Here is a 20155-nt window from a genome sequence, read left to right on the forward strand (position 1 = left end):
GTGCTGCGGCGCCGCAGGCGGAGGGAAGACATGACGGACAGGCTGCATACGCCCGTCACGATCGAAGAGGTCGCCGCGGCTGCGGGCGTCTCCCGCTCGACGGTGTCGCGCGTCGTCAACGGCGCAAGCTCGGTGAGCCCCTCCGCGCTGGAGGCCGTGACCAAGGCCATCTCGGACCTGAACTACGTCCCCAACCGCGCGGCGCGCTCGCTCGCGAGCCGGCAGACGCTGGCGATCGCCCTGGTCGTCCCCGAGGAGACCACGCGGTTCTTCGGCGACCCGTTCTTCGCCGCCATCGTCTCGGGCATCAACGCCCGCATCGCCCGGTCGGACTACGTGCTGAACCTCTTCATCGCCAACAGCGACCCCGGCGACAAGATGACGAGCTACCTGAGCCGTGGCAACGTCGACGGCGCGATCATCGTCTCGCACCACACGAGCGACACGTTCATCGACCGCATCGCCGCCGCCGTGCCCGTCGTCTACGGCGGCCGGCCGGTCAAGGTGCGCGAGGACGATTACTACGTCGACGTCGACAACGTGCGCGGCGGCCGCGAGGCGACGGAGTACCTCATCGGGCGCGGCCACAGGCGCATCGCGACGATCACCGGACCGCTCACGATGCGCGCGGCCATGGAGCGCCTCACCGGATGGCGCGAGGCGCTGACGAGTGCGGGCCTCCCGCTCGGCGCCGTGGAGGACGGCAACTTCACGGATGACGGCGGGGCCGAGGCGATGCGCCGCATCCTCGCCTCCGGGGAGCGGCCGGATGCGGTGTTCGCGGCGAGCGACCTGATGGCCCGCGGGGCGCTGCACGCGCTTGCCGCGGCCGGGCTGCGCGTGCCTGAGGACGTCGCGGTCATCGGCTTCGACGACTCGCCCATCGCGACCTCGGTGACACCGGCGCTCACGACCATGCGCCAGCCGTCGTTCCTGCAGGGGGAAGAGATGGCGAGCATGCTCATCGACCGGCTGGCGGGGATCCCCACCCCGCACTCGCGCATCATGCCGACGGGCCTCGTGGTCCGCGAGTCCGCCTAGCCCTTTTCCGCGAACCCGCCCAGCCTCTGCCGCGAGCCCGCACTGCCTCTTCCGCGAGTCCGCCTAGCCTCTGCCGCGAGCCCGCACTCGTTTCCCGAGCCCGCATCCTTTTCGCGTGAATCGGATGCGGGCTCGGCCATCGGATGCGGGCTCGCGGATGTGAGGGGGTCTCGCGTCACCCGGCGACGACGATGTGGAGGGGTCTCGCGTCACCCGGCGACGACGGCGTGGAGAGGTCTCGCGTCACCCGGCGACGACGGCGTGGAGGGCGTTGTTCCACGGGTCGTCGAAGCTCAGCGTGCGACCGTCGTCCCGGACGGCGAAGCCGTGGTGGCGCAGCCGCTCCTCGAGCGAGCCGAGGGCGTCGGCATCCGGAAGCGCGAGATCGATCCGGCCGAGCCCGAGCGCCGGCATGCGGGGACCCGCGCCCCGGGAGTTCCACACGTTCATCGCCATGTGGTGGTGGTAGCCGCCGGCGCTCACGAACAACGCGGTGTCTCCGAGGCTCGCCGTCGCGTCGAAGCCGAGCGCGTCGACATAGAAGGCGCGTGCGGTGCGGACGTCGCCGACCGACAGATGGACATGACCGACGGATGCCGCATCCTGAGCCGTCGATCCGGCCAGCGCCTCCTCGGTGAGGTGCTCGTGCAGATACCGGTTCGGGTCGAGGTAGACCGTGTCCATCTGCACCTGTCCGTGCGCCCAGGACCACTCGGTGCGGGCCCGATCCCAGTACAGCTCGACGCCGTTGCCCTCGGGATCGGTGAAGTAGAACGCCTCGCTGACGAGGTGGTCGGCGCTGCCGGTGAAGGTCCCCGGCGCGTGGCGCGCCACCGAGGAGAGCGCTGCTGCGAGAGCGGTCTGCGACTCGAACAGGATCGCCGTGTGGTACAGCCCGGCCGATCCGTGAGCCGCATGGCGCAGAGCCGGCTCGTGCTCGAGGATGACGATGGGCCGGCCGGCGCGACCGAGCACGGCCGTGTCTCCGTCGGCGGACAGGAGCTGGAGGGTGACGGCATCCCGATAGAACGCGATCATGCGGTCGAGGTCGGCGACGAGCAGCGTGACCGCCCCCATCGCCGTGTCGGCGGCGATGCGCTCCCGGGTCGCGCGCTGTCCGGATTCCGTCGTGAACTCGCTCATGCAGGAGACAACGCGCACCCACCGGAGATTGTTCCCGCGGCAACAATCTCCGGTGCGGCGGCGAGGATCTATTCGGCCTCGACGGGGTCTCCGCCGAGGGGTCCGACGGCCGGGATCGGCCCGCCGTCATCCGCCCCCGTCTTCCGCGCCCGGGCGATCGCGTTGCCGAGGTGGTAGATGAGCAGCGCGGCAGCAGCGCCCAGCACGATGCCGGTGAGCTGGAACTGGCCCCAGCTCATCGTGAAGTTGGCGATCGCGATGACGAGCGCGACGGCGCCGGTGTACTGGTTCACGGGACGAGAGAAGTCGACGCGGTTGTCGACCCAGATCTTGATGCCGATGATGCCGATGAGGCCGTACAGTGCGGTCGTCGCGCCGCCCAGCACACCAGCGGGGATCGTGTTGAAGAGCGCGCCGATCTTCGGCGAGAGGGCGAGCAGCACCGCGACGAGCCCCGCCACCCAGTACGCGGCCGTCGAGTACACGCGGGTCGCGGCCATGACCCCGATGTTCTCGCCGTAGGTCGTCGTGCCCGATCCGCCGAACAGACCGGCGACCGTCGTCGAGACGCCGTCGGCGATGAGAGCGCGACCGGTCTCCTTGTTGACCGTGCTGTCGGTCATCGTCGCGACCGCACGCACGTGCCCGACGTTCTCGGCGATCAGCACCAGGACGACCGGCAGGAACATCGCGATCGCAGCCCACGTGCCGGGCGCGGTGAAGTTCGCGACGTGGAACTCCGGCAGGCCCACCCAGTCCGCGGTGTTCACGGACTTCCAGTCGATCTGGCCCTGGATGCCCGCGGCGATGTAGCCGACGATCACGCCGAGGAAGATCGAGATGCGCCCGAGGAATCCGCGGAACAGCACGCTGAACAGGATGACGGCCGTCAGCGTGATCGTCGCCGTCAGCGGCTGCACCTTGAAGTTGTTCCACGCGGCGGGAGCGAGGTTCAGGCCGATCAGGCAGACGATCGCACCCGCCACGACGGGTGGCATGAACCGGTCGACCCAGCCGACGCCCACGAATTGGACGAGGAAGCCGACGAGGGCGAGCAGGATGCCGACGGCGACGATGCCGGCGAGGGCCGTGCCCATGCCCGTCTCCTTCGACGAGGCCACGGCCGCCGTCACCGGAGCTATGAAGGCGAACGACGACCCGAGATAGCTGGGGAGGCGGTTGCGCGTGATGAGCAGGAAGAGGATCGTGCCGACGCCGGAGAAGAACAGCGTCGTCGAGACCGGGAAGCCGGTCAGGATCGGCACGAGGAACGTCGCGCCGAACATCGCGACGACGTGCTGCGCGCCGATCGCGATCGTCGCGGGCCAGTTCATCCGCTCGTCGGGACGCACGACCTCCCCGGGTTCGACGGTGCGGCCGTTGCCGTGGATCTTCCAGATGGCCATGCATCGCTCCTCGCGTTCAGGGGAAAGGCTGATTCACGATATCGGCGGCGCACAGGGCGTGCATAGGGATGCCGGCCGCCGCCGTCACGTGGTCGGACAGCGCGCGCCCTCGTCGATTCCGACCGGTACCCGGACCGTGTAATGGGTCGTGCCGTCGACCGTGAACTCGAGCGTCACGCACGCGGGCGCCCGCGCGAGGATGAACCCGGGATAGCTGTCCGGCCGATCGCACACCGGCAGGACGATGCTCGGCTCGCTGTTCGCGATGATCTCATCGGGAGTGGGCCGTGTGGTCCAGAGCCTCACGGTCGTATAGAACAGGCGCGCCGTCGTCGGGCTCACGACCTCGACGTCGGAGATGATCCCCGGAGACACGTCGAGGTTCGCCCACACGCCGACCATCCGTGCGCCCCGGACGGGCGTGACCCACCGCTCACTGATCGGGAAGTCGAACTGCCGGCTCCACACCGGCTTGCCCTCGGGCGTGGAGAGGGGGCCGGACAGCCCCCACCCGTCTCCGCACTCGGGTGCGGCCAGGGCGCGCGGCGCTGCACGCGCGACGGTGGGGCTGGCCGACGCCGCGGGTTCCGGCGACGGGATCAGGATGCTGCGCACCCCCGCCGCGAGGGCGACCACGGTGATGACGACCCCGACGACGAGCAGGATGCCGCGCTGTGCGCCTGTCCGCGGTGTGCTCGCCGAACTCGTCGAGGCGCCGCCGGGCACGGGTGCATCGTCAGGCCTCGGGTCGTCGTGCTCGTTCCCCGCGCGCTCGATGACCGGTTCGGCCTGGAGCGCGTCGGGACGAGGTCGCTCGGCGGCCGGGGCCGGCCGGGCCTTCTGCTCCAGCTCCTCGAGCCGCGCGAGTGCGGCGTCGTCGAGGACGTCGGGATCCGCCCCCCAGGCGCGACGGCGGAGTTCCGCCAGTTCCGCGGACTCCTCCTCGCTGAGCATGGCTGCTCAGTCGGTCAGGCGTTCCAGGAGCTCGCGGTAGCGGTCGGCGGTGCGGGCGACGACATCCTGCGGCAGCTCCGGCGGCTCGCCGGTCTTGTCCCAATGGGCCGCGAGCCAGTCGCGCACGATCTGCTTGTCGAAGCTCGCCATGCGCTCGTCGGGGGTCGTGCCGGAGGCCCAGGCCTCGGCATCCCAGTAGCGCGACGAGTCGCTCGTGAGCACCTCGTCCGCCAGGGTGAGCACGCCGTCCTCGTCGACACCGAACTCGAACTTGGTGTCGGCAAGGATCAGCCCGTGCCGTTCGGCCGTGGCGGCCGCCCGCTCATAGATCTCGAGCGACAGGTCGCGCAGCTCCTCCGCGCGCTCGGGCCCGACGAGCCCGACGGTCTGCTCGAACGTGATGTTCTCGTCGTGCTCTCCGAGCGGAGCCTTGTACGCGGGCGTGAAGATCGGCGCAGGCAGCCGGTCGCCATTGCCGAGGCCGGACTCCAGACGGATGCCGCACACCGTCCCGTGCTCGCGGTACTCGCTCCAGCCCGAGCCGGTGAGGTATCCGCGGACGACGCACTCGATCGGCTGCATGTCGAGCGATCGCACGATCATCGAGCGCCCGGCGACCGCATCCGGGATCTCGCCCGCCAAGAGGTGATTCGGGATGCTGCGCCCGTCGTCGCCGCCCGCGAGCCGGTCGAACCACCACAGCGACAGGGTGGTGAGCAGCTCGCCCTTGCCCGGGATGCCGGGGGAGAGCACGTGGTCGAACGCGCTCACGCGGTCGCTGGCGACGACCAGCATCCGCTCCGGACGAGCGCCGTCGGCCGTGTCGTCGGGAACATACAGGTCGCGTACCTTGCCGGAGTACACATGCCGCCAGCCGGAGAGTCGGGTCACGAGCCCATTATCCCGCGGGGGAACCCGCACTCACGGCGTGATGGCGTCGACGAAGTCGTATGCCTCGCCCACGATGGCCGACCATGTGTCGGGACGGTCGACCCGCACCGTCACCCACTCGCGCATCGGCCGGTCGCGCATCACAGCGGGGTCGGCATCCCCGCTCTCGATGAGCTCGCCGACGCGCTCCTCGGGGAGCTTCGCGAAGAGGCTGCCGGTGAACCCGACGAAGGCGAACACCTTGCCGCGGATGCTGAGACCCTCCGAGCCGAACATCCGCCCGAGCGCGACGCCGTCGCGCTGCACGTACTCCGCGGTCAAGCGGTCGAAGATCGCGTACGACTCCGGGAACTTCTCGCGCCGCGGCTCCCCGTTCGAGGCCATGCGCCACAGAGTACCCCTGTCAGCGCGACCGGCGGACGAGCTCGAGCAAGGCCATGCCGTAGGCCTCCGAGGCATCCGGATGCTCGAATCGGAGCCGCTCGCCGGCGATCTCGGCCTCCACCTCGTACGCGTCCGGGAGCCGGCGCAGGCTGCGGAGCGCTCCGCGCAGCAGCTCGCGCAGCTGCTCCTCGCTCGGCAGCCAGATCGCCTCCTCGACGGTGACCGCGTCGAGCGCCCACTCGGTGGTGCCGTTGAAGGCGAGGATCGTCACGCCGCTCGGGGTCTGACGCGACTCGATGGTCATCTCGCTGACCGTGAAGATGTCGGCCTCGGCCTCGGCCTCGACGTCGCTCGGCAGGTCGAGCTGGAAGCGGTCGCCCGATTCCGGGTGCCAGCGCAGGCCGGCATCCTTCAGGGCGATGGCGAGGTCGCGGCTGATCATGACGACAGGGTACGCGGGTGTGCGACGACGGGATCGGCCGTGGCGCGAGGTGGTCGATCTGGTATAGTCCATCTGGACTAATCGGAATGGAGCACTCATGCGGGATGCCGTCGCCAAGCTCACGCCACTGGGCGTGATGGTGCTCGCGCTCCTTCGTGAGGGCGAGATGCATCCCTACGAGATGATGCGGCTCATGCGCCAGCGCCGTGACGACCAGCTCGTCACGATCACGAACGGCACCTTCTACCACACGGTCGCCCGGCTCGGACGGCTGGGTCTGCTCGCCGAGGTCGGCGTGGACCGGGAGGGCAACCGTCCCGAGCGCACCACGTACCGGCTGACCGACGCCGGCCGCGATGCCGTGTCCGAGTGGGTGCAGGCGGAGCTGCCGCGGGTCGATCGCCCGATGGAGTTCCGGATCGCCCTCGCCGAGTCGCACAACCTGGATCGCACCGTCGTCATCGACCTCCTCGGCCTGCGCCGGGCGGCGCTCGCGGGTGCTCACACCCTGTACCGCGAGGGACTCGCGAAGGCCGAGCTCCGAGGCGTCCCGCAGCAGTACCTCGTCGAGTCCGCGCGTCAGGAGGCGCTGCTCAGCGCCGAACTCACGTGGCTCGACGACCTCCTCGAGCGTCTCGAGCTCTCCGAGTTCCCGTGGGGGGCGGACGAGCTCCCCGAAGAACACTTCGACACCTACCACGCTCAGCGAAAGGCAGCCCGGCAATGACCGAACCTTCGGCAGGCCCCGGAACCGACCTCCGGTCGGACCGCAAGGCCGCAGTGAACCCGCCCACCGGTGCATACGCCGTCGGGCACAAGCCCCGCAGCCCGTGGCCCGCCCTGTGGGCGCTGGTCATCGGCTTCTTCATGATCCTCGTCGACACGACGATCGTCTCGGTCGCGAACCCCGCCATCAAGGCGGCGCTCGACCCGAACTCCGCCAACCTCGACAACGTCGTGTGGGTGACGAGCGCCTACCTCCTCGCCTACGCCGTGCCCCTGCTCGTCACCGGCCGCCTCGGCGACCGCTTCGGCCCGAAGAACATCTACCTCATCGGGCTCGCGGTCTTCACGCTCGCCTCGCTCGGCTGCGGCCTGTCACCGACCCTCGGGATGCTGATCCTCTTCCGCGCGGTGCAGGGCCTCGGCGCCTCGATGATGACCCCGCAGACGATGGCGGTCATCACCCGCACGTTCCCGGCAGAGTCACGCGGTGCGGCCATGGGCCTCTGGGGTGCCACGTCGGGTGTCGCGATGCTGGTCGGGCCGCTGGCCGGCGGCCTCCTGGTCGACGGTCTCGGCTGGGAGTGGATCTTCTTCGTCAACCTGCCGGTCGGCATCGTCGGCTTCGTGCTCGCGGCGATCCTCGTGCCGAAGCTCAAGACGCACGAGCACAAGTTCGACCTCGTCGGCGTGTTCCTCAGTGCGGTCGCGCTCTTCCTCATCGTGTTCGGTCTGCAGGAGGGCCAGTCCTGGAACTGGGATGCGCGCATCTGGACGATGATCATCGCCGGCGTCATCCTCCTGGCCCTGTTCATCTGGCAGCAGGCGAAGACCAAGAGCGAGGCGCTCGTGCCGCTCGCCCTGTTCCGCGACCGCAACTTCTCGGTCTCCAACGGCGGCATCGCGATCGTGGGGTTCGTCGTCACGAGCATGTCGCTGCCGTACATGTTCTATCTGCAGCTGGCCCGAGGCCTCACCCCGACCGAAGCCGCGCTCCTGATGGTGCCGATGGCGCTCGCGGCCGGCGTCCTCTCGCCGATCGCCGGACGCATCCTCGACCACGTCGACCCGCGCGTCCTCCTCGTGCCCGGCCTGTCGCTGATGGCCCTCGCGATCGGCTGGAACGCGTGGCTCATGCGCGACCCGAACACCGCGGTGTGGCTGTTCCTGGTGCCGTCGCTGCTCATCGGCATCGCGAGCGCAGGCATGTGGGGGCCGCTCGCCACGACCGCAACCCGCAACCTTCCGCCGCGCCAGGCGGGCGCCGGTGCGGGCATCTACAACACGACGCGAACCGTCGGCTCGGTGCTCGGCTCGGCGGCGATCGCCGCGTTCATGCAGGGGCGGCTGGACGCGCAGTTCCCGAATGCCGGCAGCCAGTCGAGTGGGTTCGGCAGCGGCAAGCTCCCGCCGTACGTCGTGGACGGCTTCGCCACCGCGATGGCGCAGGCGATCCTGCTGCCTGCCGCCGTGATGGTCCTCGGCGTCATCGTCGTGCTGTTCATGAAGCGGCCCGCGCACCTGCTCAAGCGGGGGCAGCGCCACGAGTGGGTCGACGCGCAGACGACCGCCGAGGAGGCGTAGTGCCGATTCTCAACAAGGACATGTCCCTCTGCATCTCGCTGTCGGGACGCCCGTCGAACCTCGGCACGCGGTTCCACAACTACCTCTATGACGAGCTCGGGCTGAACTTCATCTACAAGGCGTTCACGACGAACGACATCGAGGGCGCGATCCGGGGCGTGCGAGCACTCGGCATCCGCGGATGCTCGGTGTCGATGCCCTTCAAGGAGGCGGTGATCCCCCTCGTCGACACGCTGGAGGAGTCGGCCGCCGCCATCGAGTCCGTCAACACGATCGTGAACGACGGCGGATGGCTCACGGCATCCAACACCGACTACGAGGCGGTGGCGCAGCTGCTCGACGAGCACGCCGTCGACCCGGCTCTGCCGGTGCTCGTGCGCGGATCGGGCGGCATGGCGAAGGCCGTGGTCGCCGCGTTCCGCGGCGGCGGCTTCGACGACCTCACCGTCGTCGCCCGCAATCGGGAGGCGGGAAGTGCGCTTGCCGACAGGTACGGCTACCGCTGGGTCGAGTCCGACCCGGCGCCGGTCGAGGGCGTCATCGTCAACGTCACGCCCCTCGGGATGGACGGTCCGGATGCGCAGACCCTCGCCTTCGATCAGGCGCAGGTGGATGCCGCGCACACGGTGTTCGACGTCGTCGCCTTTCCCGCGGAGACACCGCTGATCGTCGCCGCGCGCGCGGCCGGCACGCCGGTCATCACCGGTGCCGAGGTCATCGCGCTGCAAGCCGCACGTCAGTTCGAGCGCTACACCGGCGTCGCGATCACGCCGGACCAGGTCGCGCGGGCGTCCGCTTTCTCGCGGGAGTGACGGTTCTCGCGGGGGTGACGATTCAGCGCTCGACGACCCGCGGGTGATCGAGCGGTGCGACGCCCGTGCGCAGGAACCCGTCGATCATCGGGTTCGCGATGCCGGGCAGGTCGCGCATCAGGAGGTGCGTGCCGCGGCGGACGATTCGCAGCTGCGCGCCCGGGATGACGCGCGCGATCATGCGCGTGTGCGCGCGGCGGACGATGTCGCGCGTGCCGGCGACGACGAGCGTCGGCACGGGGATGCGGGCGAGTGCCGTGCGCGCGATGCCGGGCTGATCGAGCATGAGCCGGTTGAGCTCGCGCCGTCGCCGTATCGGGGGCGACGGATGCCGCCTCCACAGCAGCGCGTCGACGAGCCGCACGTGGGCCCGGACCACCAGGTGCATCCCCGACCGCTTCGTGTTGCCCGCATTCAGGACGAGCGCCGACACCAGCTCCGGGTGATGGATGCCGAGCGACATGGCCACGTTCGCGCCGTCGGAGAACCCGACGACGGCGAACGGCTCGCCGTCCTCCTGGAGTGCCCGGATGACGGCGGCCGCGTCATCCGCCATCCGACGGATCGTCAGCGGACCGCTGCCGCGCGCGGAGCGGCCCTGCCCGCGGCAGTCCATCCGAATGACGCGGAAGTGCCGCTGCAGGACGGGAACGGTCCGGTCGAAGTAGTGCAGGTCGCCGGAGTTGCCGTGGATCAGCAGCACGGGCGCTCCAGTGCCGCTCACCTCGACGTGCAGATCCCCGACCCGGAGGGCGGCGGGGCACGTCTCTGACATGCCCCCAGTCTGCTCGCCTCACCGCAACAGCGGGCATGCCCCGGCTATGCGACCCCTCTGCGGCTGCGAAGGGGTCAGTCGGGGTCGTAGGGGTCGATCGGGGCGTGGTGATCCCACGCGACAACGCCCCTGCGCCAATACCCGCTCATGACGACCTGCTGGGCCGACAGGCCGAGTTCGCGCCGCAGATACCGCCGCAGCGGCGCGAGGGCGGATGCCTCGCCCGCCGCGAAGACGAAGGTGCCGGCATCCGGAGCAAGATCGCGCGCCTCGGTCACGAGGTCGCCCGCCGCCTCGAACACCGCGACGGCCCGCTCCGAGTCGATGTACGACTCAGCGGCCTCGGCGGTCAGGTCGCCGTAGGCGAGCACGTCGACCGCCGTCGACTCGGGCAGGTCGTCGAGGAAGCGGGATGCTGCGGGCAGCGACGTCCCGTCCACGACCAGTAGAGCGCGCTCGGCGTCCTGGGGCGCGCGGGCCGATCCGCGCGGACCGACGACGACGAGCCGGTCGCCGACCTGCGCCCGCTCCGCCCATGCGGCGGCCGGTCCGGCGTCGGCGTGACGGAGCACGTCGAGGTCGAAGCTGCGGCTCGAGTCGGTGTCGCGGACGTTCAGCGGCGTGAAGTCGCGGCCGAAGGTGGGGCCGTCGGGTCGGATGACCCCCTCCTCCCCGTCCGCCACGGGTGCGAGCAGCTCGCCTGTCAGCGGGTTCGGGAAGTAGACCCGGGCGTGGTCGGTCGGGCCCGTGCTGACGAAATCGGCGAAGTCGGGGCCGGTGAGGGTCACGCGGACGTAGTCGCCGACCGTGTCGACGGCAGAGACCGTCGCCTCCCTCGCGGTGAAGCGGTGACGTGTGCGCTCGCGGTCGAACATCAGTGCTCCACGACCCTCTCGGCGATGTCGGTGCGGTACTGGCCGCCCTCGAGTTCGACGCGCGTCAGCGCGCGGTAGGCCCGGTCGCGGGCGTCGGCGAAGGTGGTGCCGAGTGCGACGACGTTGAGCACCCGTCCGCCCGTGGCCACCAGCCCTTCGTCGGTCAGGGCGGTGGCGGCGTGCGCCAGGTGGACCCCGTCGACGGATGCCGCGGCATCCAGCCCCCTCAGAGGCCGACCCGTGATCGGGTTCTCGGGGTAGCCCTCGCTGGCGAGCACGACCGTGACCGCGGTCGCCTCCGCGAACGCGGGCTGGGCGAGGTCCTCGAGCGTGCCCGAGGCCGCGGCCATGAGCAGCCGCGACAACGGGTCGACGAGCCGCGGCAGCACGACCTGCGTCTCGGGGTCGCCAAAGCGGGCGTTGAACTCGATGACCTTGACGCCCTGCTCGGTGATGATGAGGCCGGCGTAGAGCAGTCCGATGAACGGCGTACCCTCACGATCCAGCTGGCGCACCACCGGCTCGGCGACCTCACGCGTGACGAGCTCGACGAATTCGCGCTCGCTGCCGAAGGGCCCGTCGAGCCAGGGGAGCGGCGAGTAGGCGCCCATACCGCCGGTGTTCGGGCCGGCGTCGCCGTCGCGGAGGCGCTTGTAGTCCTGCGCGGGCGAGAGCGGCAGCACGTGGTCGCCGTCGCTCAGGAAGAAGAGCGAGACCTCCGGGCCCGATAGGAACTCCTCGACGAGCACCGGTCCCAGCGGCAGGTACGACTCGGCGTGCGCGAGCGCGGCTGCGCGGTCCTCGGTGACGATGACGCCCTTTCCCGCCGCGAGGCCGTCGGCCTTCACCACGTGCGGCGCCCCGAACTCGTCCAGGGCGGCGGCCGCCTCGGCGCTGGTGCGGGCGCGGACGGCACGCCCGGTCGGCACGCCCGCGGCATCCATGATGCGCTTCGCGAATGCCTTGGAGCCCTCGAGCTGCGCGGCCGCCTTGCCGGGGCCGAAAACCGGGATGCCCTGCTCGCGCACCGCGTCGGCCACCCCCGCGACCAGCGGCGCCTCCGGCCCGATGACGACGAGGTCGACGGCGTGCTCGATCGCGAACTCGGTGACCGCGTCCGGGCCGGTGGGATCGAGCTCGACGAGCGTCGCGTCCCGCGCGATTCCGGCGTTGCCGGGGGCCGCGAAGATCTCATGGTCCGCCTCCTCCGAACGAAGGGCGAGGATGATGGCGTGCTCGCGCGCGCCCGAGCCGAGGACCAGGATCTTCACCCCGTCAGCCTATCCGCGGGGCTCGTCGTCGTTCCCCGGGATTACCGTGGGAGCGTGGCCCGAGGCATCGACACCGAGACCGGACGCGCCGCCCTCGCGGCGGTGCGCGACGGCTCGATCGCACGCACCGACCGCGCCACCGCCGTGCGGTACCTTCTGCAGCTGCTCGCCGAGAAGGCACCGGGCCACACCGTCGAGGTGCGGGTGCCGCCGTTCGGCGCCGTGCAGGTCGTGGAGGGCCCGCGCCACACGCGCGGCACGCCCCCGAACGTGGTCGAGACCGATGCCGAGACCTGGATCGCGCTGGCCCTCGGCGACGAGCAGTGGGCGGATGCGGCGGCCGCCGGCCGCATCTCGGCCTCCGGCACGCGCGCGGACATCTCCGACCTCCTGCCTCTGCGCCCCTAGGGTCCGAGGCTCAGGCAGCGGTGAGACAATGGAGTCATGGCCAAGAAGATGGACGATTCCTCCGAAGTGGTCGTCAGCGACGGCATCGAGACCGCCCGCGTTCGCCGCGCTCCGAAGTACTCGGTCTTCCTCGTGCTCGGCGCCGCCGTCGGCGTCTTCGTCGCGATGATCCTGACGTTCGCGTTCGACGGCCAGCCGGACCCGGCACTCGGCCAGAGCATGCAGTTCTCGCAGAGCCAGATCTTCGGATTCCTCGCCCTCATCTGCGGGGTGATCGGACTCGGCATCGGCGGCATCGTCGCGATCATCTTCGACCGCACCATCGGGCGCCGCACCCGACCTGTCGCCGTCGAGCGCGAAGAGCATCTCTCGATCGACTGACGCTCCGCGCGCGTCGGTCCGCGACTACGCGAGCTCCGCGATGATCGGATGGATCGCCGCGTCGAACGCGACCACGTCGCCGCGCAGGCCGTCGGTCACCGCGACGGTCAGGGCGCCGATCCACCACACCCCGCGCTGAGCGAGCGGCAGCACCTGCACATTGAGCTCGAAGGCGTGCGCGCGACGGCCGACCTGCCGCTCGTGCTCGGCGATGGCGCTCGCGTAGGCACGGTAGGAGACGCCGGGCTTGGCCGCGGCATCCTTCGCGTATCTGGCGTTGACGGACTGGGCGTAGGCGACCGCCGCGGGTCCGAAGGGGAGGATTGCGGCGTGGAGCTCGGCGGCGCCGTCGACGGGCAGAGCCACCAGCGTGTCGAAGCCCTCGACGAGCTCGAGCGGCACCGTCGAGCGATGGCCGAGCGGCTCGACGGTCATCTCCCAGAAGCTGCGCCACTGGGCCTCGAGCACGTCCTGCTCGGCCTCGGTGCGCGCAGCCATCGGCGGCACGGCAGGGATGCCGCGCAGTGCGGGCAGCTCGTCGGGAGAGCGGAGCCCGAGCATCTGGCGCAGATAGAGCGCCACGAGGACGGGCTGTCCCGCGTCCTCGCGGATCACCCAATCGGGAGCCCCGGCACCGCTCATGCCGCCATTCTAGATCTGCCCTGGTACACCGGAACGGGATCCCCGTATCTCTCCCCGCGTCCGTGCGCGCTTCCCCGAGCGTCTCGGGGCGCGCGGGCCCAGTAGGGTGGACGGGTGGCGTCTTCCACCGATCCTTATGCCGCGGCCGGCGTGGACACTGCAGCCGGCGACCGCGCGGTAGAGCTCATGAAGTCGGCGGTTCGCCGCACTCACGGTCCCGAGGTCCTCGGCGGCGTAGGCGGATTCGCCGGTCTCTTCGATGCGAGCGCGCTGCGCGGCTACGACAAGCCGCTGCTCGCCTCGAGCACCGACGGAGTCGGCACGAAGGTCGCGATCGCGCAGGCCATCGACAAGCACGACACCATCGGGCGCGACCTCGTCGGCATGGTCGTCGACGACATCGTGGTGGTGGGCGCGAAGCCGCTCTTCATGACCGACTACATCGCCTGCGGCAAGGTCGTCCCCGAGCGGATCGCGAGCATCGTCCACGGCATCGCGGCGGGTTGCGCGGAGACGGGAACTGCCCTGGTCGGTGGCGAGACGGCGGAGCACCCGGGGCTGCTCGGCGTGAACGACTACGACGTCGCGGGCGCCGCGACCGGAGTCGTCGAGGCCGATCGCGTGCTCGGCGCCGAGCGTGTCCGCCCCGGCGATGTCGTCCTGGCGCTCGCCAGCAGCGGACTGCACTCGAACGGCTACTCCCTGGTCCGTCACATCGTGTCGGGTGCCGGCATCCAGTACGCCGACAACGCGGCGGAGTTCGGCACGACGTGGGGTGAGGCGCTCCTCGAGCCGACCCGCCTGTACACGACGCCCCTTCTGCGGCTCGCCGACGAACTGCACGATTCCTCGGGCGAGAACAGTGCCCTCCACGCCCTCAGCCACGTCACCGGCGGCGGCATCGCGGCGAACCTCGCCCGCGTGCTCCCGCCGAGCGCCTGGGTCGAGGTCGACCGGTCCACCTGGACGCCGCCCGCGGTCTTCCAGGTGCTCGCCGAGCGCGGCCACCTCGACCTCGTCGCCACCGAGGGCACATGGAATCTCGGCATCGGCTTCCTCGCCGTCGTCGATCCGGCGTCGGCGCAGGCCGCCGCATCCACTCTGTCCGCCCAGGGCATCGCCACCTGGCAGGTGGGAGTCGTGGGTGACGGGGAGCGGCCGGACGGCGACTGGGAGCAGGGCGCCAAAGGCGTCGACGGCGGTGCTGTGCGGCTCGTCGGTTCGTACAGCTAGACACAGGAGCAGGGCAACACCTATGTGCGGCATCGTCGGAACGGTCGGGCACGGCCCGGTCAACCAGGAGATCTACGACGCCTTGCTGCTCCTGCAGCACCGCGGACAGGACTCGACGGGCATCGCGACGGCCGAGCCGTCCGGCGTCTTCCACATGCACAAGGTCAAGGGACAGGTGCGCGAGGCGTTCCGCACCCGCGACATGCGCGCGCTCCTGGGCACGATCGGTCTCGGCCACGTGCGCTACGCGACGAAGGGCACGGCGTCGAGCGAGGAGGAGGCGCAGCCGTTCTACGTGAACGCGCCGTACGGTCTCGTCCTGGTGCACAACGGCAACCTCACCAACACCCGCGAGCTGACGGATGAGCTGTTCCACAAGGACCGCCGGCACCTGAACACGAGCTCCGACACCGAGCTGCTCGTCAACGTGCTCGCCAACGAGCTGCAGTCCACCCTGACCGCTGGTCAGAGCGACCGGACCGGGGGAATTCCCGAGGGCGAGCTCGACCCGTCCCAGGTCTTCCAGGCGGTGTCACGCGTGCACGAGCGCGTCGAGGGTTCCTACGCCGCGATCGCGCTGATCGCCGGCCACGGCCTTCTCGCCTTCCGCGACCCGTTCGGCATCCGCCCGCTCATCCTCGGCGTCCGCGCCGACGCGGAGGGCCGCGACGAATGGGTCGTCGCATCCGAGTCGCTCGTCCTGGACAACGCGGGCTTCGACGTCGTCCGCGACATCCGCCCCGGCGAGGCCGTCTTCATCCAGCTGGACGGGACGCTGTGGGCCCAGCAGTGCGCCGAGGCGCCGCAGCTGACGCCATGCTCGTTCGAGTACGTGTACCTCGCACGCCCCGACTCGGTCATGAACGGCATCGCCGTCTACGAGTCGCGGCTGCGGATGGGGGAGCGCCTCGCCGACACCATCGCGAAGTACACGCCGCGCGAGGTCATCGACGTCGTCATGCCGATCCCGGACTCGTCGCGGCCCGCTGCCATGGAAGTCGCGCGCAAGCTCGGCATCGAGTACCGCGAGGGCTTCTACAAGAACCGCTACGTCGGCCGGACGTTCATCATGCCCGGGCAGGCGGTGCGCAAGAAGAGCGTGCGGCAGAAGCTCAACGCGATGCCGAGCGAGTTCGCCGGCAAGAACGTCCTGCTGATCGATGACTCGATCGTGCGCGGCACCACGAGCCGCGAGATCATCCAGATGGCGAGGGATGCCGGCGCCAAGAGCGTCACGTTCGCCTCGGCGGCGCCGCCCGTGCGCTACCCGCACGTCTACGGCATCAACATGCCCTCGCGCCAGGAGCTCGTCGCCTACAACCGCACGATCCCCGAGATCGCCACGGAGCTCGGCTGCGACTACCTCGTCTACCAGGAGGTCGACGACCTCAAGGCCGCGATCCTCGAGGGCTCGGACATCACCGACCTCGACATGAGCTGCTTCGACGGACGGTATGTCACGGGCACCGTGAGCGAGGAGTACCTCGCGTGGGTGGAGGGCTCTCAGGAGTCCTGAGGCCCTCGCCGTGTGATTGCGCCGCGGGCTTATCCGCTCGAGAGCCGACGCGGAGCGTCGCCACGGATCTCCGTGATCCGGTTGCGGCCGGCATCCGCCGGCGACGACGTCGCACGAATCGTGCCCGGCCCTCGAACAGCTCGAGGAACCGGGCACGCAACGGTCTCACACGGCGGAGTACTGGCCCTGTTCCTCGTCTTCGTCTTCGTCGTCGTACTGGTCAGCCCACTTGTCGACGAACTGCTCGCCGTCTTCGTCATGGTGACCGAGCTCTCGCTCGAGCGCGGCGTAGTTCACGCTCGGGCTGTACGACTTGAGTTCACGGGCGATTTTGGTGTGCTTCGCCTTCTGACGGCCACGCCCCATGCGCAACCCCCTCATATTGACTCGCGGGCAAGTGCGGGAGCCCGACGCATTCACGAAATCCGGTTCGAAACCGGGAAGAGTAGCATTCAGGATAACACGCGGCCCCCGCGACGGCCGCGCGCCTGACGGCGGAGCGCCGCGATCCGCCTGCGTCGCCGAGAGCGGGGGCACCGCGTCGCGGTTGCGTTGCCGAGAAGGGAATGTGCGCATATGTCGGACGAGGCATCCATCCCCCAGTCACCTCGAGACGACGCCGGTCTGTCCGCGGGAGTCCCGGGTGACGCAGAGGCGGTCCCGGGCGCCCACCCCGCCGAGACGGCGGAGGATGCGGCGACGGACTCTGCGATCCACGGTGCGGTGATCGTCGGGGTGGTCCCGGGTCAGTCGTCACGCGTCCTGAAGGAAGGCGCCAGGTACGCGAAGCTGCTGGGCGCGCACCTCCTGGTGGTGCACGTCGACGTCACGCGGTTCGTCACGTACGAGGATCCTGATGGCTACGTGCACTCCGCGCCGATCGACATCAACGTCGTCGCCGGCGAGTCCGACCTCCTGGCCGTCAAGCAGCAGGCGGCCGACCTGATGAGCGGTTCGACGGTGGAATGGTCGGTGCGGCAGCTCGTGGGCGACCCGGCTCTGGCCATCAAGCACCTCGCCGATGACATCGACGCGAAGCTCCTGGTCGTCGGCACCCGCAAGCGCGGGCTCGGCGAGTCGATCCGCGAGTTCTTCACGGGTTCGGTGGCCGCCCGGCTGTCGCACCGCCAGACACGCCCCGTCCTCGTCATCCCGCTCGGTGAGCCCGTGCCGGATGACGAGGACGTGTGGTGACGCCTGCGCCTATCGGCGCAGAGCGCGGGTGACCTCGCGCGCCGCCGTATCGAGTGCGTCGGCGAGCTCGTCGACGACGGCCGCGGCGAGCGCGCCGCCGCGGGCGAGGTGCGTGCGCAGGTCGGTGCGGATCTGAGCGCGGAACTCGTTGATCAGGGCATCGGCGCGGTGCAGCTCCTCGCGGCTGCGCACACGCGGGTCGTCCCAGTTCTTCGGTTCGCGCGCGGGCTCGGCCGTCCGGGCCGCCGCCAGGTCGGCCTGGAGGCTCTTCATCGCCTCACGCACGTTGCCGCGGACCTCGTCGGCGATGAGCCGGACCGAGTCGGCGAGCCCGGCCTCGATGCCCTCGAGGTCGGCCGCACGGGCTTCGACCTCGGCGTGGCCGGCCGGGGTGATCTCGTAGACCGTCTTGCGACCGTCCACGGTCTTGGTCACCAGGCCCTCCTCCTCGAGCTTCGCGAGGCGGGGGTACACCGTGCCGGCGCTCGGCGTGTAGGTGCCGCCGGTGCGGTCGGCGAGGGCCTGCATGAGGTCGTAGCCGTGCCGGGGCCCCTCGTCGAGGAGGCTCAGCAGGTACAGGCGCAGGTCGCCGTGTGAGAAGACGGGGGCCACGTCAGGCCTCCTCGCCGATCGCTGTCGCGTCTGCGGCCTGCCGGCGGAGGACGACGAGGTCGCCCGACACGGAGTGCACGCGCACGTCGACGAACTGACCGCTGAGCTCGCCGGCCGAGCCGGCGTAGCTCGTGCCGACGCCGATGCTGCCGGTGACGCCGCCGCTGCCCGAGCGCTTGACGCCGTCGATCTCGACCTTGCCGCTGACACTGCGGGCGACGTAGTTGGCGGGGATGCCGGCATCCAGTCGCACCATCGCGTTGCCGCTCACCGAGTTGAGACCGACGGCGGCGATGGGACCGTGCGCGTCCACGAGCACGTTGCCCGAGACCGAGTCGACGAAGATCTTGCGGATCTCGCCTGTGGTCGCGACATCGCCCGAGACCGTGTTGGCGTTGAGCATGCCGACGAGCCCGCGGATCTGGACGTCGCCCGAGACGCCGTTCAGGGCGAGGTCGCCCGTGACGCCGTCGACGATGATGTCGCCCGAGACGGTGTTGAGCTTGGCATCGGAGATGATGCCCGACACCAGCGCGCTGGCGCTGACGACACCGAGCGTGAGCGCGATCGTGCGGGGCACCGCCACGCTGATCTCCGCCTTGGGTCCGCCGCTGCCGAAGTTGCGGAACACCTCGAGGAAGTTGTCCCAGCCGAGCTGGGGGTGGTCGATCTCGACGAAGCCGTCGGTCGCCTCGATGCGCAGGTCCTTGACGGTGACGCCGTGCACCTCGATGCGCACGCCCGGCTCGTCGTGCGCGACGACGTCGACCTGGCCGCCCACGAGGCCGATCTTCAGTCTGCTCACGTCCTCGAGGTCGATCACCCGGGTCTCGCCCGGGTGGATGAGCCACTTCTCCTGGGTCATGTCCTTGCTCCTGTGGTCTGATGGATCGCGATATATCGCGTGTTGCCACTGTAACACGATATATCGCGTTCTCGTCAAGAATTCCGGGTTGACCTTGACGCAACGTCAACCTCTACCGTGGAGATCATCAGGGAAGGAGGACACCATGGACCGCTCGATCCAGGACGTCGCGCGGCTGGCCGGCACGACGAGCCGCACGCTGCGGCACTACGGCGACATCGGGCTGCTGCATCCGTCGCGCATCGGGCACAACGGGTACCGCTACTACGACGAGACCGCGCTCGTCCGGCTGCAGCGGATCCTGCTGCTGCGCGAGCTCGGTCTCGGGCTGCCGCAGATCGGCGACGTCATCGACCGGGAGACCGACGAGACGGATGCCCTCACGACCCACCTGGCGCTCCTGCGCCAGGAGCAGGACCGGCTGGCGCGGCAGATCGCGTCGGTCGAGCACACCATCGAGGCGCTGAGAGGAGGTGAACGACCCATGGCGGAGAACATGTTCGACGGCTTCGACCACACGCAGTACAAAGATGAGGTCGAGGAGCGCTGGGGTGCGGACGCGTACGCGCGCAGCGACGCCTGGTGGCGGTCGATGAGCGCCGACGAGAGGGCGCAGTCGCAGCAGCGCGTCTCGCAGCTCTCGAGCGACTGGACGGATGCCGCGGCCCGCGGCGTCGAGCCCGGCAGCGACGAGGCGCAGGCGCTCGCGAAGCGCCACGTGGAGTGGCTGAGCGACATCCCGGGAACGCCGGCGGGCGACGGCGGAAACCTCAAGGCGTACGTCACGGGACTCGGCGACATGTACGTCGCCGACCCGCGGTTCGGCAAGAACTACGGCGGCGTCGAGGGGGCGAGCTTCGTGCGAGACACGCTGCGCGCCTATGCCGAGGCGAATCTTTAGGGCCGGCATCCCCTCGCGAGCCCGCACTCGTTGCGCGAGCCCGCATGCGATTCACGCGAATCGGATGCGGGTTCGGCGATCGGGTGCGGGCTCGCGAGCTGT

At 70.1% G+C, this 20155-nt stretch carries 23 protein-coding genes; 10 read left to right on the forward strand and 13 right to left on the reverse strand.

The annotated features are described in order from the left end of the window. Positions 1-3 precede the first annotated feature (3 nt). Complete coding sequence (locus AC0NZN_RS11300; protein ID WP_474592562.1) at positions 4-1041, forward strand: LacI family DNA-binding transcriptional regulator; 1038 nt, start codon at positions 4-6, stop codon at positions 1039-1041. Between the two features lie 243 nt (positions 1042-1284). Here the strand turns inward: AC0NZN_RS11300 and AC0NZN_RS11305 are convergent, their stop codons facing one another. The 6 genes from AC0NZN_RS11305 to AC0NZN_RS11330 all read right to left on the reverse strand — a co-directional run bounded on the left by AC0NZN_RS11305 (position 1285) and on the right by AC0NZN_RS11330 (position 6261). Beyond that, entirely contained in the window at positions 1285-2184 is a 900-nt protein-coding gene (locus AC0NZN_RS11305; protein WP_474592402.1) for a VOC family protein, read from the reverse strand. A 68-nt stretch (positions 2185-2252) separates the two neighbouring features. Next, complete coding sequence (locus tag AC0NZN_RS11310; protein WP_474592403.1) at positions 2253-3590, reverse strand: uracil-xanthine permease family protein; 1338 nt, start codon at positions 3588-3590, stop codon at positions 2253-2255. 84 nt (positions 3591-3674) lie between these two features. Next, complete coding sequence (locus AC0NZN_RS11315) at positions 3675-4544, reverse strand: hypothetical protein (protein WP_474592404.1); 870 nt, start codon at positions 4542-4544, stop codon at positions 3675-3677. 6 nt (positions 4545-4550) lie between these two features. Then, complete coding sequence (locus tag AC0NZN_RS11320) at positions 4551-5435, reverse strand: phosphoribosylaminoimidazolesuccinocarboxamide synthase (protein ID WP_474592405.1); 885 nt, start codon at positions 5433-5435, stop codon at positions 4551-4553. A 30-nt stretch (positions 5436-5465) separates the two neighbouring features. Continuing rightward, on the reverse strand, positions 5466-5819 hold the full coding sequence (locus AC0NZN_RS11325; RefSeq protein ID WP_474592406.1) for a hypothetical protein: 354 nt from the start codon (positions 5817-5819) through the stop codon (positions 5466-5468). A gap of 19 nt (positions 5820-5838) precedes the next feature. Beyond that, entirely contained in the window at positions 5839-6261 is a 423-nt protein-coding gene (locus AC0NZN_RS11330; RefSeq protein ID WP_474592407.1) for a pilus assembly protein CpaE, read from the reverse strand. Between the two features lie 97 nt (positions 6262-6358). On the opposite strand from AC0NZN_RS11330, the gene AC0NZN_RS11335 reads away from it, so the two are divergent. Genes AC0NZN_RS11335 through AC0NZN_RS11345 form a run of 3 tightly spaced genes read left to right on the forward strand, consistent with a single transcriptional unit; the run spans position 6359 to position 9380 of the window. Beyond that, positions 6359-6988, forward strand: a complete 630-nt coding sequence (locus AC0NZN_RS11335; RefSeq protein ID WP_474592408.1) for a PadR family transcriptional regulator — start codon at positions 6359-6361, stop codon at positions 6986-6988. Then, the gene (locus tag AC0NZN_RS11340; protein WP_474592409.1) at positions 6985-8568 is read left to right on the forward strand and encodes an MDR family MFS transporter; all 1584 of its coding nucleotides are present in this window, start codon (positions 6985-6987) and stop codon (positions 8566-8568) included. The genes AC0NZN_RS11335 and AC0NZN_RS11340 overlap by 4 nt, the downstream gene beginning before the upstream one ends. Further along, positions 8568-9380: a shikimate 5-dehydrogenase gene (locus AC0NZN_RS11345; RefSeq protein WP_474592410.1), complete on the forward strand. Its 813-nt coding sequence runs from the start codon at positions 8568-8570 to the stop codon at positions 9378-9380. The genes AC0NZN_RS11340 and AC0NZN_RS11345 overlap by 1 nt, the downstream gene beginning before the upstream one ends. Before the next feature lie 22 nt (positions 9381-9402). On the opposite strand, the gene AC0NZN_RS11350 is transcribed toward AC0NZN_RS11345, so the two are convergent. From AC0NZN_RS11350 to purD, 3 genes are all read right to left on the reverse strand, one after another. Continuing rightward, the gene (locus tag AC0NZN_RS11350; RefSeq protein WP_474592411.1) at positions 9403-10155 is read right to left on the reverse strand and encodes an alpha/beta fold hydrolase; all 753 of its coding nucleotides are present in this window, start codon (positions 10153-10155) and stop codon (positions 9403-9405) included. Between the two features lie 74 nt (positions 10156-10229). Then, positions 10230-11030: a siderophore-interacting protein gene (locus AC0NZN_RS11355; RefSeq protein ID WP_474592412.1), complete on the reverse strand. Its 801-nt coding sequence runs from the start codon at positions 11028-11030 to the stop codon at positions 10230-10232. Next, positions 11030-12301, reverse strand: coding sequence for a phosphoribosylamine--glycine ligase (purD, locus tag AC0NZN_RS11360; protein WP_474592413.1), 1272 nt, complete (start codon positions 12299-12301; stop codon positions 11030-11032). Before purD ends, AC0NZN_RS11355 begins: the two co-directional genes overlap by 1 nt. 54 nt (positions 12302-12355) lie before the next feature. Here purD and AC0NZN_RS11365 point away from each other — a divergent pair, with 54 nt between their 5' ends. Then, positions 12356-12709, forward strand: coding sequence for a sterol carrier family protein (locus AC0NZN_RS11365; RefSeq protein WP_474592414.1), 354 nt, complete (start codon positions 12356-12358; stop codon positions 12707-12709). A 36-nt stretch (positions 12710-12745) separates the two neighbouring features. After that, positions 12746-13090 carry a potassium transporter Trk gene (locus AC0NZN_RS11370; protein ID WP_474592415.1) on the forward strand — a complete coding sequence of 115 codons (345 nt, stop codon included), beginning with the start codon at positions 12746-12748 and terminating at the stop codon, positions 13088-13090. Positions 13091-13114: 24 nt separating this feature from the next. On the opposite strand, the gene AC0NZN_RS11375 is transcribed toward AC0NZN_RS11370, so the two are convergent. Continuing rightward, on the reverse strand, positions 13115-13732 hold the full coding sequence (locus AC0NZN_RS11375) for a zinc-binding alcohol dehydrogenase (protein WP_474592416.1): 618 nt from the start codon (positions 13730-13732) through the stop codon (positions 13115-13117). 114 nt (positions 13733-13846) lie between these two features. Between AC0NZN_RS11375 and purM the strand changes: the two genes are divergently transcribed. Both purM and purF read left to right on the forward strand, forming a co-directional pair. Further along, complete coding sequence (gene purM, locus AC0NZN_RS11380) at positions 13847-14965, forward strand: phosphoribosylformylglycinamidine cyclo-ligase (RefSeq protein ID WP_474592417.1); 1119 nt, start codon at positions 13847-13849, stop codon at positions 14963-14965. A gap of 22 nt (positions 14966-14987) precedes the next feature. Then, the gene (purF, locus tag AC0NZN_RS11385; RefSeq protein WP_474592418.1) at positions 14988-16481 is read left to right on the forward strand and encodes an amidophosphoribosyltransferase; all 1494 of its coding nucleotides are present in this window, start codon (positions 14988-14990) and stop codon (positions 16479-16481) included. Between the two features lie 165 nt (positions 16482-16646). On the opposite strand, the gene AC0NZN_RS11390 is transcribed toward purF, so the two are convergent. Continuing rightward, positions 16647-16847, reverse strand: a complete 201-nt coding sequence (locus tag AC0NZN_RS11390) for a DUF3073 domain-containing protein (protein ID WP_474592419.1) — start codon at positions 16845-16847, stop codon at positions 16647-16649. Positions 16848-17057: 210 nt separating this feature from the next. Here AC0NZN_RS11390 and AC0NZN_RS11395 point away from each other — a divergent pair, with 210 nt between their 5' ends. Then, positions 17058-17675, forward strand: coding sequence for a universal stress protein (locus tag AC0NZN_RS11395; protein WP_474592420.1), 618 nt, complete (start codon positions 17058-17060; stop codon positions 17673-17675). Positions 17676-17684: 9 nt separating this feature from the next. Here the strand turns inward: AC0NZN_RS11395 and AC0NZN_RS11400 are convergent, their stop codons facing one another. Further along, positions 17685-18287, reverse strand: coding sequence for a PadR family transcriptional regulator (locus AC0NZN_RS11400; RefSeq protein WP_474592421.1), 603 nt, complete (start codon positions 18285-18287; stop codon positions 17685-17687). A gap of 1 nt (position 18288) precedes the next feature. Further along, on the reverse strand, positions 18289-19152 hold the full coding sequence (locus AC0NZN_RS11405; RefSeq protein ID WP_474592422.1) for a DUF4097 family beta strand repeat-containing protein: 864 nt from the start codon (positions 19150-19152) through the stop codon (positions 18289-18291). 145 nt (positions 19153-19297) lie between these two features. On the opposite strand from AC0NZN_RS11405, the gene AC0NZN_RS11410 reads away from it, so the two are divergent. After that, a complete protein-coding gene (locus AC0NZN_RS11410; RefSeq protein ID WP_474592423.1) occupies positions 19298-20053 on the forward strand; it encodes a MerR family transcriptional regulator in 756 nt (251 codons plus the stop codon). Positions 20054-20155: the final 102 nt, after the last annotated feature.

This window comes from Microbacterium sp. sgz311019 (assembly GCF_056135325.1).

Coding starts and splice junctions, on each gene's coding strand:
- AC0NZN_RS11305 (WP_474592402.1), bottom strand. CDS start 2,184: ATGAGCGAGTTCACGACGGAATCCGGACAGCGCGCGACCCGGGAGCGC.
- AC0NZN_RS11310 (WP_474592403.1), bottom strand. CDS start 3,590: ATGGCCATCTGGAAGATCCACGGCAACGGCCGCACCGTCGAACCCGGG.
- AC0NZN_RS11315 (WP_474592404.1), bottom strand. CDS start 4,544: ATGCTCAGCGAGGAGGAGTCCGCGGAACTGGCGGAACTCCGCCGTCGC.
- AC0NZN_RS11325 (WP_474592406.1), bottom strand. CDS start 5,819: ATGGCCTCGAACGGGGAGCCGCGGCGCGAGAAGTTCCCGGAGTCGTAC.
- AC0NZN_RS11330 (WP_474592407.1), bottom strand. CDS start 6,261: ATGATCAGCCGCGACCTCGCCATCGCCCTGAAGGATGCCGGCCTGCGC.
- AC0NZN_RS11335 (WP_474592408.1), top strand. CDS start 6,359: ATGCGGGATGCCGTCGCCAAGCTCACGCCACTGGGCGTGATGGTGCTC.
- AC0NZN_RS11340 (WP_474592409.1), top strand. CDS start 6,985: ATGACCGAACCTTCGGCAGGCCCCGGAACCGACCTCCGGTCGGACCGC.
- AC0NZN_RS11350 (WP_474592411.1), bottom strand. CDS start 10,155: ATGTCAGAGACGTGCCCCGCCGCCCTCCGGGTCGGGGATCTGCACGTC.
- AC0NZN_RS11355 (WP_474592412.1), bottom strand. CDS start 11,030: ATGTTCGACCGCGAGCGCACACGTCACCGCTTCACCGCGAGGGAGGCG.
- AC0NZN_RS11370 (WP_474592415.1), top strand. CDS start 12,746: ATGGCCAAGAAGATGGACGATTCCTCCGAAGTGGTCGTCAGCGACGGC.
- AC0NZN_RS11375 (WP_474592416.1), bottom strand. CDS start 13,732: ATGAGCGGTGCCGGGGCTCCCGATTGGGTGATCCGCGAGGACGCGGGA.
- purF (WP_474592418.1), top strand. CDS start 14,988: ATGTGCGGCATCGTCGGAACGGTCGGGCACGGCCCGGTCAACCAGGAG.
- AC0NZN_RS11390 (WP_474592419.1), bottom strand. CDS start 16,847: ATGGGGCGTGGCCGTCAGAAGGCGAAGCACACCAAAATCGCCCGTGAA.
- AC0NZN_RS11395 (WP_474592420.1), top strand. CDS start 17,058: ATGTCGGACGAGGCATCCATCCCCCAGTCACCTCGAGACGACGCCGGT.
- AC0NZN_RS11405 (WP_474592422.1), bottom strand. CDS start 19,152: ATGACCCAGGAGAAGTGGCTCATCCACCCGGGCGAGACCCGGGTGATC.
- AC0NZN_RS11410 (WP_474592423.1), top strand. CDS start 19,298: ATGGACCGCTCGATCCAGGACGTCGCGCGGCTGGCCGGCACGACGAGC.